The sequence below is a fragment of the Dorea sp. D27 genome (assembly GCF_001185345.1).
Taxonomy (GTDB): Bacteria; Bacillota; Clostridia; order Lachnospirales; family Lachnospiraceae; genus Extibacter.
This window is the reverse complement of record NZ_KQ236744.1, coordinates 773,952-788,041: the sequence shown is the minus strand read 5'-3', so window position 1 is coordinate 788,041 and position 14,090 is coordinate 773,952. Positions and strand designations below refer to the sequence as shown.

12 protein-coding genes are annotated in these 14,090 nt (G+C 45.7%); 2 read left to right on the top strand and 10 right to left on the bottom strand.

The features are described from left to right. Positions 1–78: 78 nt before the first annotated feature. From HMPREF0980_RS10240 to HMPREF0980_RS10205, 8 genes are all read right to left on the bottom strand, one after another. Positions 79–1,116, bottom strand: a complete 1,038-nt coding sequence (locus HMPREF0980_RS10240; protein WP_198146227.1) for a DNA-methyltransferase — start codon at positions 1,114–1,116, stop codon at positions 79–81. A gap of 278 nt (positions 1,117–1,394) precedes the next feature. Beyond that, the gene (locus tag HMPREF0980_RS10235) at positions 1,395–2,996 is read right to left on the bottom strand and encodes a BCCT family transporter (protein WP_049729187.1); all 1,602 of its coding nucleotides are present in this window, start codon (positions 2,994–2,996) and stop codon (positions 1,395–1,397) included. Between the two features lie 72 nt (positions 2,997–3,068). Next, positions 3,069–4,505 (bottom strand): FGGY-family carbohydrate kinase, encoded by a 1,437-nt coding sequence (locus HMPREF0980_RS10230; protein WP_049728955.1) that lies wholly within the window; start codon positions 4,503–4,505, stop codon positions 3,069–3,071. Positions 4,506–4,519: 14 nt separating this feature from the next. Then, positions 4,520–5,296 carry an SDR family oxidoreductase gene (locus tag HMPREF0980_RS10225; protein WP_049728954.1) on the bottom strand — a complete coding sequence of 259 codons (777 nt, stop codon included), beginning with the start codon at positions 5,294–5,296 and terminating at the stop codon, positions 4,520–4,522. Further along, a complete protein-coding gene (locus HMPREF0980_RS10220) occupies positions 5,293–6,246 on the bottom strand; it encodes an electron transfer flavoprotein subunit alpha/FixB family protein (RefSeq protein ID WP_049728953.1) in 954 nt (317 codons plus the stop codon). Before HMPREF0980_RS10220 ends, HMPREF0980_RS10225 begins: the two co-directional genes overlap by 4 nt. Position 6,247: 1 nt before the next feature. Beyond that, positions 6,248–7,051, bottom strand: a complete 804-nt coding sequence (locus tag HMPREF0980_RS10215; protein WP_049728952.1) for an electron transfer flavoprotein subunit beta/FixA family protein — start codon at positions 7,049–7,051, stop codon at positions 6,248–6,250. Further along, entirely contained in the window at positions 7,052–8,335 is a 1,284-nt protein-coding gene (locus HMPREF0980_RS10210; protein ID WP_049728951.1) for an MFS transporter, read from the bottom strand. It abuts the gene before it with no gap. A gap of 13 nt (positions 8,336–8,348) precedes the next feature. Continuing rightward, entirely contained in the window at positions 8,349–9,821 is a 1,473-nt protein-coding gene (locus HMPREF0980_RS10205) for an FAD-binding oxidoreductase (RefSeq protein WP_049728950.1), read from the bottom strand. Between the two features lie 267 nt (positions 9,822–10,088). Here HMPREF0980_RS10205 and HMPREF0980_RS10200 point away from each other — a divergent pair, with 267 nt between their 5' ends. Both HMPREF0980_RS10200 and HMPREF0980_RS10195 read left to right on the top strand, forming a co-directional pair. After that, positions 10,089–10,808, top strand: coding sequence for a MurR/RpiR family transcriptional regulator (locus HMPREF0980_RS10200; protein ID WP_049728949.1), 720 nt, complete (start codon positions 10,089–10,091; stop codon positions 10,806–10,808). 144 nt (positions 10,809–10,952) lie between these two features. Continuing rightward, positions 10,953–12,938 (top strand): alkyl/aryl-sulfatase, encoded by a 1,986-nt coding sequence (locus tag HMPREF0980_RS10195; RefSeq protein ID WP_049728948.1) that lies wholly within the window; start codon positions 10,953–10,955, stop codon positions 12,936–12,938. Here the strand turns inward: HMPREF0980_RS10195 and HMPREF0980_RS10190 are convergent. After that, complete coding sequence (locus HMPREF0980_RS10190; protein ID WP_049728947.1) at positions 12,925–13,548, bottom strand: acetyltransferase; 624 nt, start codon at positions 13,546–13,548, stop codon at positions 12,925–12,927. The genes HMPREF0980_RS10195 and HMPREF0980_RS10190 overlap by 14 nt on opposite strands. Before the next feature lie 223 nt (positions 13,549–13,771). Further along, on the bottom strand, positions 13,772–14,090 hold a 319-nt coding region (locus tag HMPREF0980_RS19130), incomplete at its 5' end, for a X2-like carbohydrate binding domain-containing protein (RefSeq protein ID WP_304437660.1).

Sequence of the window (14,090 nt, the reverse complement as noted above, 5' to 3'; positions counted from 1 at the left end):
TTAGCATCATCTCCCGTACGGACAGACAACGAGCCGTAACTGCCTGATGATCAGGCAGTTACGGCTCCTCAAAAATTCCTAATCTTTTAACTTTTCATACGTCCAGAAATTATTCTTCTGTCTTAATCTGACCTGTTCCTCTGTAAATAATATATTTGACTCCTTTTCTATCTTTAATAGCAGCTCCCTGTCCCTCTCATTCTTTTCTATCCGTTCGATAATGATATCTGTATCGCCAATCTCCATACCAATCCAATTTCTTTCCAGAAACTCTGCCGCCACATAGGTTGTGCCGGCGCCTCCAAAAGGATCCAGCACGATATCACCGGCATCTGTAGATAAAGAAATCAAACGGTGCAATAGACGTAATGGCAGCTCATTTGCGGATCTGTTTTTATATTTTTTATGTCTGACAGGGTTTATATCCATAAAAATATCCGATATCGATATTCCTTCCGGGTTCAAACTGCTCTTTTTCCCACCATAATCCCTTATCTCCCCTCCACAATGCCTGCAAGTGACCAATGGAATCCTTTGTTTATGAAAGACCTTAGGCCTTTCACCCTTTATATAATAGAGCAGCCCATAGTGTTCTGGCTGTAATTTACCTTGTACTGGTATCAGTCCTTTCATAGATACCGCTATCCAATGTCGAAAATTCATATATTTATTCAGGATATTAGAAAGAAATGTATTCCAATACGGTAAATTATATATATAAAATGCGCCACCCGGCTTCAGCACTCTGACACATTCCTTTATCCAGGCTTCACACCAATTGATATATTTTGATTTCGTCATATTATCGTCTATGCTGTCCCCATAATCTTTATTCAAATTAAAAGGCGGGTCTGCAAAGACCATATCCACGGATTCATCCGGCATACTGGCCAATACTTTTATACAGTCATCATGAAACAGCGTACCGTATGTAGTATTAAAAACGGAAGAGACTTCAGGAACCTTCAAAGCAGGTACTGCAATTTCTTTTATAATATCTTCTCCATGATCAATTATCCATGATTGTACTTCCGGTGTAATATGTCCCAGTTTTAATTCTAACAATTCTCTGCTATACCCTGTATATATACAAAGCCTGTCCATATCTTTTCCCATTGGAAGTATCATATTATCATTATAATACTGCAGCCTGTTTATCGGGATTCCTGTTGCCTTAGATAAGTTCTTCAATGTCTCGTAGTTATGAACATCCAGCAGCTTAAAAAACGGTTCCATCTTAATCTTTTTAATATTCATTCTCCTTGCCCTTCCATCATAATCATGCAGCCGTTTTTCATAAGATTTCGGCTGATTGACCATTTCCCTGGAATCAATTATATCACTATATCCAAATACATCAAATAGCCTTATTCTGGTTTTCCGTCCATTTACCCCTATTCTTCTGTTTCTATCGGAAGCCTCACAGATTCTATAGGACGGCCTTCGCTGTCATAATCCTCCTGAAACATATCATATTTTTTCGGGTTCCTGCAGACCTTCAGCAGCCCCACAATAAAAATAATTATGATAAACATAATCGGGAAACCACCCAGGTTCGATGCCGCTTTTATCCCATCAATACCTGCAAAGCTAATCAATACCCAAGTAAGCACTCCCAAAGTAAGCCCCCAGCATATCTTCAGCCATGACGGAGATTCCTGATTGTCAACAGTAAGTCCCTTCACGCAAAGGCCTGACATCGCATTCGTATTAGAATCCGCCGCGGTCACAAAAGAAATGAATACAATAAACAGATAGAACGGTATAACGACTGCTGCCAGCGGCAGCTGTTCAAACACTTTATAGACAACAGACTCTGTACCATTCTTAAGCAGGCTGTCATATAAGCCAACACCATGATTCTCAAAATAGATGGATGCGGTTGAGAATAACCCCATCCAAACCATGCTGAACACAGAAGGAATCACAAAATTACATACGATTGCATCTCTTATCGTATATCCTTTCAATATCTTTCCAAGGAATACGCCTGATATCGGAGCCCACGCCATCCACACACACCAGTAGAATATCGGCCAGCTCCTTGCCCACGGGTCTCCATGGATATCACCTGTCATAAGGCTCATCCTGAAAAAGTCCTGAACATATGCCCCAAGGGATTCCACCGAGAAGTTCATCATAAATGCTGTCGGCCCAAATATCAATACGAACAGCAGCAAAAAGATATAAACCTGCCCGTTCAAAGAAGATAATAACTTTATTCCTTTCATGACCCCCGACACACTGGAGATGATAAATGTCGCCACAATGGCCAGTATGATGAATCCCCACGAAACCGGGCCGCTTTTAATGCCGAATACATTTTCTATGCCGCCCCCCATGGTCAGCGTACCAGTCCCGAGGGAAGCTGCCATACCAAGCACAAGGGCAAAAAGACAGATGACATCAATGATACCATTATACCGCTTCGCCTTATCCCCAAATACAGGGACAAACGCCGAACCAATCGAATAAGATTTCCTCATATTATAAAATACAAAAGCAAATAACAATGTCGCAACTGTATATATGGCATAGGGGGACCATGTCCATTCTAAAAACATCGTTTTCATAGCAAACACTGCCGCACCGGGACTGCCTGCCTCCACCCCTTCTGCAGCTGCGGGGGTATACATATGGTACAGCGGTTCCGCACAAGCCCAGAACAGAACTCCTGACGCCACTGTCGTACACAGCGTAATCCACGCAAGATTGCGGAACTTCATGATTGGCCTTGCCTTGCTCCCGCCAATCCTTACTTTGCCAAGCGGTGATACAAACACAATGATAACCACTGCCAGACATCCAAGTGTCGTAAGATTGAACGCCCATGCAAAATTATCCAGGATAAATCCTGTTGCCGCCTGCATCCCGCTCAAAAAACTTTTTTCACTCAAAAGGCTGATACCTACCAGCACGATCAGTAGAATCCACGGTGGAAAGAAAACCCGTTTCCTCAACGATATATGTACCGTCTTATCATTCCCATTAGACATGTTTACATTTCCCTCCTTCGTATACATATATGCTCCTGCAGCAATGCCGCAGGAGCATATAACTTTAACATATTAATCATGGTAGATACTGTGGATTTCCCTTAACACCCCATCTGTATAATCTGACATCCTGCTGTATGCACGTTCATTTAATTTCTGGTAAAGCCTTGCATTCTCCACGATTGGATAGAAGGTATCCTGTACCTTTACCATCTTTTCAACCGCTTCTTCATAACTTCCATACACGTTTAGAGCCACAGCTGTGTTGATGACTGCACCAAGGCTTGCAGATTCATTGATTACATTTCTTCTCGCCGGCAGATGAAAGATGTCTGCAAATATCTGCATAAATACATCGCTGTTAGAACCGCCGCCGGAGATGACGATTTCCTTTAGGGATTTTCCCAATTCCCTGCACATCGCATCGCAGTTATTCTTCATTGTGTACGCAATCCCCTCTAAGATAGACCTGTACATATAAGCTTCATCCATATGCGCTCCAAAACCAATCATCATTCCTCGTTTGTGAGGCTCCCATGAATTGGCAAGCCAGTCCAGTATTGTCATAAGGCCGTCACTGCCGGCCGGCACATTCCCGGCTTTCTTATTCAGATATTCTTCCGGGGACATCCCCTGCTTTGCCGCTTCGTTCACAAGCCCGTCCCCGAACAGGTCGCGGAACCAGCTTACCGTCCACATCCCACGGCGTATGCCATAGCTTTCATATAGGTACATCCCTGGTACGGAGGATAAGATTGCCCACAAAGCCTTGGGATTCTCCGGCAGTTTTTTCCCCTGAATCATCAGTGTGATGTATGTTCCAAGAGAGATTACCGCTGTCTCGTCATCTATAAGTCCCGAACCAAGCCCTTCTACTGCCTTGTCATTCGTAGTGCTTACTACCGGGAGCCCTTCCGGAAAGCCCGTCCTCTGAGATGCCTCTTTCGTTATGTGTCCCAGGACTTCTCCCGGCAGCACTGCCTCAAACAGCATCTCCCTTGGAATCTGGTACTGCCGGATGACCTCGTCATCTTCACTCCAGTTCCATGTCTCAAGGTCCACCGGCCATTGGCCGAAGAAATTGCCTACACAGTCTTTAAACTCTCCCGTCAGCCTGCAGGACAGATATCCGGTGGAAGAGGTCACATATGCCGTCTCACGGTTCGTATGCTCATAGGGCATGGCAGTCCTGTCATCCATCCAGCTGATAACCGGCTGCGCTAATGTCCCGTCCTTCTTGAGCAGTACACGGCAGCAGCGGATACCTCCAACGCCAATGCCGATGATATCCTCTGCATCACCATCAAAATCATCAAGCGCCATCCGGCTTGCCTCACACAGAGAATCCCACAGGTCATCATCCGGATGTTCAACGATGCCCGGCTTAGCAAGATGCATAGGTGCCAGCTTCTTCTTACCCCTGGCCACTATATTGCCCTCCAGGTCATATATGAGTATCTTCGCACTCTGAGACCCCACATCAATTCCAACAATATATTTCTGCTCCATACTATTTCTCCTGATTATCTGATTAAGAACCCGCCGTCAACTGCAAGTACATGTCCGGTTACAAACTGTGCCGCTTCGCTGGCAAGGAACACGGTAGAACCCATCAAGTCATGCACTTCACCCCATCTGTTTGCAGGCGTGTGGTCTACAATCCATTTACTTCTCTCTGGGTCATTCACAGAATACTCTGCTGCTTTCGTCTTGAAATACCCCGGGGCAATGCCGTTCACCTGAATATTGTACTGGCCAAGCTCATCAGCATATGCCTTTGTAAGCCCCGCAATACCATGCTTTGTGGCAACATATGCCGGGGACAGCTGACAGCCGAGGAATGCAAACAGGGAACAGATGTTGATGATTTTTCCGCTGTTCTGGGGTATCATGACCTTTGCACATTCATGACTCATCTCAAATGCCGCCGTGAGGTTGATGCTCACCATCTTATCCCAGAGCTCTCTTCCGAACTTTGTCACTTCTTCACACAGGCAGATGCCTGCACAATTCACTAATATATCCACACTTCCAAGCTTCTCCACACAAGTCTCAACAATCTGTTTTGCTGTCCCGTCTTTGGTAAGGTCAGCTTCCATGTATACTGCCTTTCCTCCCTCTGCTTCAATCAGCCCGTTAAAAGACGGATCATCCGGCATAATGCTCGGCATGAAGATATTTGCCCCAGCTTTTGCAAGCGCCAGCGAGAATGCCTGTCCCAATCCAGTGTTCCCTCCTGTTACGATTGCGTTTTTTCCTTTCAGTGAAAAATAATCCATTCTAAAATCTGTGATATTCATAATTGTTTCTCCTTTTCTTTTTTTATTTTTGTTGAGAGTTTTTCTATAAATTCTATGGCATCGCCCTCCACTACGATAGAAGACAGGCTGCATATCGGCGCATTCCGATTGATATTTACCGAGATAATATCTTCTACATGGTCAAGCCCTTCTATATGCTGAAGCGAACCATATATACCAAGTGCTATATAAAGCCTTGGACTTACGGTCTTGCCGGACTGCCCCACCTGTATGCTTCTCGGTGTTATGCCGCTGTCCACCAGCCGTCTGCTTGAAGCTACCATTGCATGAAGCGGTTCGGCCAGCTGGTGCAGAGAAGGAAACCGTTCCATCACACCTCCGCCTCCTGATACGAGGATTTCCGCATCACGAATATCCTCCGTGCTTTGCTTTCTGCCTTCTGCTATCACCTTAATTGGCGGCTCCCCCTCGATATCAGGCGTGTGGTAAACTATTTTTGTATCTCTGATTCTGGCCTGCTTATATTGGAAGGCTGAAAGCCTCGCACTCATCATCACAATATCAGAATCCTCGTTTTCAATGACCGCCATCAGTTTCCCATCGAACGCCGGACGGACCATCCGCACACTCCCATCTTCACCCGTCACTTCCGTCACATCGGCCACCAGCCCTGTCTGGAGCTTCACTGCCAGTATCGGGGCCATCATCCTGCCTTCAAACGTGGCCGGTATCACAATGCATGAGAACGACTCTTTGTCATGCAGTTGCTTGATATACGATGCTTTCAAACGCATATCATATGCACAGCCGTCCGGCATCTGGAATTGATGAACCTCATCAAAAAATCCCTTTATGGCTTCCAAATTTCCGCCAAATGCAGCCGCATATGTCTTTGCCCCGCCATCGCCGTATATTCTCCTTATGACCTCCAGCAATTGCGCAGACTGCTTTCTATCCTGACTGTCAAGATATATCAATGCCTTCCTCATATCAAACATATCCTTTTTCTTTCAAAAACTGGTATACATATTCGATACCATCATCATCATTACCAACAATCACTTTCTGCCTGGCAGCGTATTTTTTAGGATAAGTCTTTATGACCTTCGTCTTTGAACCAGAGAGGCCGGCTTCATCCTCCCGGAATTCAAGTTCGCTGTTCGTTATGACCGTGATATGGTCTGATACATCTTTATTAAGGTCCTCATATCTGACAAACGGCAGCTTATATTTGCTTTCGCTGCTGACTGCAAGTACGGCGGGCCATCTCATCTCTAATTCCACGTTCTGGCCATCCGCTGCCACTTCAACCTGAATATGTGTATCTGATAACTTATCCTCCCTGACCTTCCTGACATTACTCATCACATTGACACCGAGAAGCTCTGCGGTCTGGCATGGGATGTGGGCCGTGTCCCCATCCATAGAATGCGTACCCGCAAAAATGATGTCATACCCACACCGTTCTATCGTTCTTGCCAGTATCCGGGCAGTCGCATAGGTATCACTCCCCCGGTACATGGAATCTGTTATGAGCACAGCTTCATCTGCCCCGCGCCGGATCAAGTCCTCCAGATACTTGGATACACTTCCCGGCCCCATACTGATGACAGCCACTTCTGCACCACAACTTTTTTTCAGCTTCAGAGCCGCTGCCAAAGCACAGGCATCCGCAGGATTTAAGACAGACTTTGCATGCTCTCTGACCAGGATGTTCTTCTCATAGTCATAGGTAAAATGCTCCATATCCGGGACCATCTTTACCAGGCAGACAAGCTTCAGACTCTCTTTCATCTACTCAATTTTCTCCTTTGTCTTATCTGTCTTAATCATCTTCATGAATATGCCAATCAATGCCACTCCGATGATTCCTAACACAGCGCTTCCGATGAAGTAAGCGTTATATCCACCGTTTGGCCCAAAATGGTCAAACATAAACGTATTGAACAGCGGAATCACGATGTCCGGCAGGTAACCAAGCAGAGCGGTAAAGCCAAGGGCTGTTCCAATTATCGCCGGATTCACCTTACAGTCATCCATGAGCGACCAATAGGTACCTCTCACCGCATAGATAAAGAAGGAAAGCACTAATATGATGCCGATGAATAAAGTATTGCCAGATGTGACCGGTAAAAGTGATACGATGATAAGCCCGATGGCTGCACATAACAGCGCTGTGAATATTGCCTTAGGCCTGCCGAATTTATCCCCGATAAATCCACCGATGAAACCTCCCACTGGGCGCAGCCATAGTACAACTGTCATAACGACACCAACCGTGACCGCATCTATCCCTACGTTCGTCTGTAAAAATCCGCTGAAATAATACAAGGTCCATGTGAGTGAATATGCCATGAATACGATGCCTGACATTACGAAGATGGATTTATTCTTAATCAGTTCTTTTACTTCACTCAGCTTGAACTTCTCATTCTTCACGTCTGAGCCTTTTCTGAACATGCCCTCAGGGTCCTTGTCATTATCCATGAATATAATCACCAGGACAGCCACTATCACGATTGCTGCCGTGTAAAGGTAGACAAGCGCAACCATTGCACTTCTCTTATCTGCCGCACCTGGGTCAGAACCCATGAAGTGTGCGAACATAGCAACTGCGATAATGCCAAGCACGGCCTCGATAAGCCCCCGTCCACCGTCCAGTATTCCAAAGAACCGCCCCTGTTCTTCCGGTCTGGCTAATAATTTAATCAATTTCATATGTGCTGCCCAGAACGTAAAAATTGAGAACACACCCCAGAGCACATAGATCACTACGACTCCTTTGAAATCCGGCACGGTGGCAAACCAGAACCCGGCTGCAGCCGTACCTGCCAGCGATATCACAAGAAGCTTCTTAGATGAGAACTTATCACACAGTATTCCGCTTGGGAAATAAGCCACTACAGAGATAATCCCAAGGAAAAGGAAGATTGTGTTCAGGTCCTGGATGCTGAGATGGAATACTTCCAGCAGTGTTTCCTGATAATTATTCTTTAAATATGCGATTGGATAGATGACCCCCGCCGATGCCACTACGAGCGCCAGCTGGATATACCGTTTTATACTCTCTTTATTCATATTTTCCTCCCGGTTACCTCTGATATTTTATCCCTTCCTCTTCTGGGAAAATCGTTCCAAAATTCATGATTCCATTGGGGTCAAATGCCTTTTTCAATGTCTCAAGCATATAGTATGCTGTACCGTGCTCTGCTTTTGTCCACTCATTGCGGTACTTCCCGATTCCATGGTGGTGGCACATAGAGCCCCCTGCTTTTAACGTCTCTTCTACAATAATCCTCTGGATTGGATGATGATAGATTCTCAGCTCGTCTTCCGGCTCACAGTTGATATTATAATTATAGACAAAGTACATGTTCGTACCATTGATATAACTATGGGACGAATGTCCGCCAAGCATGGTCAGGTCATCTGCCCTGTCATATTCCTTCCGGATCCGTTCCATGACATTATAATAAATCTTCGTGATATTCTCCCAGTCTGCAGATATCTCTGTCGTGTATCCGTCATGCCTGTCATTATCAATCATTCCCTGTCTCTCATCATCCAGGTCCTGCTGTGACCAGTTCAGATGGTTGAACCAGTCTTCGATGAGCGCGCTGTCCACCTGCTCAATCACACCGTCTTTGTATTTATCAACCGCTGCCTCAATCGCGTCACAGGTTGCCTTTACGATGCCTTCCGGACCTTCTGCCATGAATATGAGCACACATTTCCCTTTATGGAAATGGTAAAAATGCTGTCTTGCATCCTCCTCAGAGTAAGTCCGTGCCACTGACGGCCGGAAGCCATGAACCACAACTTCACGGAGGACTTTGATTCCTGTATCTACATCATCAATCAGATATCCGTAGAATCTGTTATTATCAGGATAGAACTTAAATATCTTAACTGTAACTTCTGTGATGTAGCACAGTGTACCTTCATTACCCAGGGCAATATGGCGGATGTCCGGACCGCCGGACCTTCTTGGAACATTCTTAATCCTGGAGATATGACCATTGGGGAATACACATTCCAGACCAACCAGCATGTCCTCCATTGCGCCGTACAGTGTTGAGAACTGTCCGATACTTCTTGTGGCCGTCAGCCCGCCATACTGGGCTACCGGTTTAGACTGAGGTGAGTGTCCTGTCGTATACCCCAGTTTCCGCAGTTCATCTTCCAATACCTGCAGCTGCACACCTGCCTGGACAGTTGCCTGCATGTTATAGGTATCTATTTTGATAATCTGATTCAGCCTTTTTGCATCCAATACCACTGCAGAATCTTTCCAGTTCTCAAGCCCTCCCTCTGTGGCCGTCTGGCCGCTTCTCGGGATGACATTGATACGGTTCTCATTACAGAAAAGAAGTATCTGGCTAACCTCTTCAGGTGAATCTGGATAAACGATTGCTGTCGGAACCGGCACATCCAGTACCTTCTTTGCCTTCGCGTATTTCTTGTATCTGTCTGCAGATGCCTCATATAAGTCATCTGCATCCAAGTTAATCTGGCTCTCATCTAATATTGCTTTTAGTCCCGCAATAACATCTGCTTTGTTCATTTTTTCTTTTTTCCTCCTAAAATCGCTGGCATCACAATTGTGCAATTAGCATACTTTAACCGGTTTTTTTAAGTATGTTTTGTTTGTTTTGTTGTTTCTAACGATACTACATAAGTATTACCGTGTCAATCATTTTATGGAAAATTTTTTATTTTTATTTTATATTCTTCTCAATATGGAAACTTTTCCAATTCAAAAGTTGACTTTTATTCACTTTTGCTTTATACTATGTATCGTAAGGTTGATTATCATCGAGGAGGTTATAAAGTGCTGGATATAGATATTAACAATTTAAATGCCCTTGAGAAACAGATTCACGAAAAGATAACAGCAAAATTAAAGCAGGATGGGGCGCTTACCATCACTCAGGCTGCCGCACTCTGCGACTGTTCCGCATCAAAGATATCAAAATACGTAAAAAAACTAGGATTTCAAAACTATAAACAATATATGGATTTTATGTGCGGGAAGGAAATACCCCGCAAAGAAAGTTCCAGCGAATTTGACCGCATACGGAACTTCATGGATGAATTTGATTTGTCTTTGATTGACAAATTCATAGATTTGATAAATGGATATGAAAAGATTATCTTGTTAGGATACGGGCCATCGCGTTACTGTGCACAGTATTTCGAATTCCGGCTGCAGCTTATCATCAAGCAGACTGTAATCGCTGTCGCAGATGATATATCCGCACGGGCGCTTGCAGATGATAAGACTCTGCTCATTATATTCTCTGCCACCGGGACCTATCTTTCTTTTGACAATGTTGTACAGACCGTCCATGAAAAAGGCGGGCAGTCCCTTTTAATCGCGGAAGAATATAACCCGTCCATCATCCCAAATGAAGGGATGATATATTTCCTGACCAATTCCTCCCAGACATTCACTACAATACCGTATGAAAAATCAAGGGCTGTTTTCTTCATTTTCATCGAGGAAGTGATACACACCCTGCTGTTGAGGCGGGGGCCTGCCGAAGAATAACCGGAAGGGTTTGAGCCGTTTTTCTTTCTTTTCTCCTGAAAATTTTATTGTAAAACCTCATACCGTATGATACCCCGTACCGCCTGAATACAGTAAAATAGTATTGACTATACTATCAATTCTGTTTATAAGGGAGGAGTTACCATGAAAAAGAAAAAGTTGATATCGTCTATGCTGCTCTTATCTGCCGCAGCTATCTTAACCTCGTGCCAGGATTCAGGCGAAACGGATACGTCAGACAATCTTGAGCTTAATAAAGAGACCAAATCAGCTACGAAAGAGACAAAGGCGGCAAATGAAGCCGTATATGCCCTGCTAGATTTTGACGATACCGGCGAGCAGGAAGCTGCAGAACAGGGTCTGATAGCTGCACCGGAAGCACTTGAAGTCAAAGATAAGGACGGAAAAATCATATGGAGCCAGAAAGCCTACGCTTTTCTGGAGGAGGAAGCCCCAGATACTGCCAATCCAAGCCTTTGGCAAAATGCCCGGAATAATCATCTGTATGGTCTTTTTGAGGTTACGGAAGGGATCTATCAGGTTCGGGGATATGACATGACCAACATTACATTCATAAAGGGGGATACCGGGTGGATTGTCTTTGATCCACTCATGAGTACCGAGTGCGCCAGTGCTGCTTTCGAGCTAGTAAAAGACAATCTGGGAGACTTCCCGGTAAGGGCAGTAATCATGAGTCATCCTCATGTAGATCATTACGGCGGAATCAAAGGGATTATCGCAGAAGAGGATGCAGCAGCTATTCCGATCATTGCCCCCGAAGGCTTCCACGAACATGCAGTCAGCGAAAATATATATGCAGGCAATGCCATGGGCCGAAGGGCCGGCTATCAGTATGGGACTATCTTAGAGCCTGGCGGGCAAGGTTCTCTTTCTATCGGGATTGGTATGGGGCAGTCTAAGGGGACGATCTCCTATATTACGCCCAATGATTTTATTGTGGAAACCGGGGAAATGCGTACCATAGACGGTGTAGAGATGGAGTTCCAGATGACGCCCGGCACGGAAGCCCCGGCAGAAATGAATACCTGGTTTCCTGCCAAAAAGGCGCTCTGGCTTGCAGAGAACTGTACCGGAACACTACACAACCTGTATACCTTGAGAGGCGCACAGGTACGGGACGGCAATGCATGGGCGGAATACATTATGGAAGCGTTGACAAGATATGGTGACCAGGCGGAGGTGGTATTCCAGTCCCATAACTGGCCTCACTGGGGATCCGATACGATTCAAAAATATATGACAGACACTGCGTCCATGTACAAATTCATCAACGACCAGACACTTATGTATATCAACCAGGGCTATACCGAAGATGAGATTGCCCACATGATTGCGCTCCCCAAAGAGCTGGAAAAAAACTGGTACACCCGCCAGTATTACGGAACCGTGGCCCACAACTCCAAGGCAGTATACCAGAAATACATGGGATGGTATGACGCCAATCCAGTTCACTTGAACACACTGTCACCATCAGACAGTGCCAAAAAGTTTGCAGAATACATCGGGAGTACAGAGGAGGTACTGAAAAAGGCAAAGAAGGACTTTGAAAAGGGGGAGTACCAGTGGGTAGCAGAGATTACGAATGTTCTCGTATATGCAGATCCGGAAAATAAAGAGGCCCGGTATTTATGTGCAGATGCACTGGAGCAGCTTGCCTATCAGGCCGAATCCGGAACATGGCGCAATGCCTATCTTTCAGGCGCCAAAGAGCTGAGAGAGGGGACAACGAGCAATCCAGACCTTAAAGCAACAGCAAGTGCAGATTTGCAGATGGCCATGACGCCTGAAATGATGTTTGACCAGATGGGAATTCTTCTGGATACGGATAAAGCGCAGGATTTGAATCTGAAGATCAATTTTAACCTGACAGATGCATCTTGCTACCTCGTAACCGTCAATTCGGGGGTACTGCTCTACCAGAAAGACGCACAGGCAAAGGATGCCGATGCGACACTTACCATGCCCCGGAAAGCGATGTTCACAATCCTTGCAAAGGATGAGGAAAAGCAGAAAAAAAGCATTCAAATAGAAGGAAAAGAAGATATTTTAAGTACATTGACAGAAGATATGGCTGAATATGAATTCTTTTTCAATATCATTGAGCCTTAGCCGGAACTCCTACAGCGACCACACAATCAGGAATATCTTGAATGACAACTGCGCCGGCACCTATCACTACGTCTTTACCGACTACAACATCATCAATAATGGTACAGCCAATTCCTAGAAAAGTGCTCTTTCCTATTTTGGTATGTCCTGCCATAGCTGCCTTTGGCGAGACATTTACAAAATCTTCTATTATGCAGTCATGCTCAATAATTGCAGCAGTATTTATAATACAGCCCATCCCCACTGCCGCATTCGTGTGTATGACTGCATTTGCAAATAAAGTACATCCTCTGCCTATTTTGGCTGTAGGGCTTATGACCGCTGTTGGGTGGGTAATTGTTGCTACGGAAATTCCCATCGCCATAAGCAATGTGATTCTGTCCTCTCTAATCTGGTTATCACCTGTAGCAACAATCACCTCATCATAAGAGTTCAGAAAATCGTCAAGATCTATCTCTTCCTCCTGGTAAATCCTATATCCGGGAATCTCCCGGCACCCTTTTCCCTTGATCTCCAGGAAGTCAATTCTGCTATACACATTCATTGCCAGAGCACAGTCCATCGTAACAGTCCCCTGATCGCCTGCCCCCCATATCAACAGCGTCTTCATCTAAATCTGCCCTCCCAATCCTAAACGTCTATCAATATATTATACATCTTTTTTCTCAAAGATTAAATCCATCTTTCTGTTACAGCCATTCAGGAAGATTTTACATGAGAGCATCCTCGATGCCCCTGCCCTTCCTGAGCGTACCGATGCAATGCACCAGCGGCCGGGATACCCGGCCGCGCAGCCATTTTCTCGGTTCGGTCCGTGTTTCCATACCGCCGGATCAATGCCCGGCCCGTTTGCGGCGGGGGGCGCAGCGAACCAGCAGGAAGATCAGGATGCCCGACACGATCAGCCAGGCCAGCCACAACAGGGCGCGATCCGCCACGCCGGTGTTGGGATTGCTGCCGGCATTGCCGGAATCGGACGTTGGGCCGGAGCTGGTGCCGCCCCCCGGCCTGGTGTCCTCCACCGTGAGGGTGAACGTCGGATCGGCGCCGCCGCTCATATCGAAGATAAAGGCGTGGGTGCCTTTCCCCAGCGTGGCAAGATAGGTCTTGGAGAATGTGTACCGGCTGCCGCTCACGGTGTAGTCCCGCCCG

Coding starts and splice junctions, on each gene's coding strand:
- HMPREF0980_RS10220 (WP_049728953.1), bottom strand. CDS start 6,246: ATGAGGAAGGCATTGATATATCTTGACAGTCAGGATAGAAAGCAGTCT.
- HMPREF0980_RS10240 (WP_198146227.1), bottom strand. CDS start 1,116: ATGGGAAAAGATATGGACAGGCTTTGTATATATACAGGGTATAGCAGA.
- HMPREF0980_RS10230 (WP_049728955.1), bottom strand. CDS start 4,505: ATGGAGCAGAAATATATTGTTGGAATTGATGTGGGGTCTCAGAGTGCG.
- HMPREF0980_RS10225 (WP_049728954.1), bottom strand. CDS start 5,296: ATGAATATCACAGATTTTAGAATGGATTATTTTTCACTGAAAGGAAAA.
- HMPREF0980_RS10210 (WP_049728951.1), bottom strand. CDS start 8,335: ATGAATAAAGAGAGTATAAAACGGTATATCCAGCTGGCGCTCGTAGTG.
- HMPREF0980_RS10195 (WP_049728948.1), top strand. CDS start 10,953: ATGAAAAAGAAAAAGTTGATATCGTCTATGCTGCTCTTATCTGCCGCA.
- HMPREF0980_RS10215 (WP_049728952.1), bottom strand. CDS start 7,051: ATGAAAGAGAGTCTGAAGCTTGTCTGCCTGGTAAAGATGGTCCCGGAT.
- HMPREF0980_RS10190 (WP_049728947.1), bottom strand. CDS start 13,548: ATGAAGACGCTGTTGATATGGGGGGCAGGCGATCAGGGGACTGTTACG.
- HMPREF0980_RS10205 (WP_049728950.1), bottom strand. CDS start 9,821: ATGAACAAAGCAGATGTTATTGCGGGACTAAAAGCAATATTAGATGAG.
- HMPREF0980_RS10235 (WP_049729187.1), bottom strand. CDS start 2,996: ATGTCTAATGGGAATGATAAGACGGTACATATATCGTTGAGGAAACGG.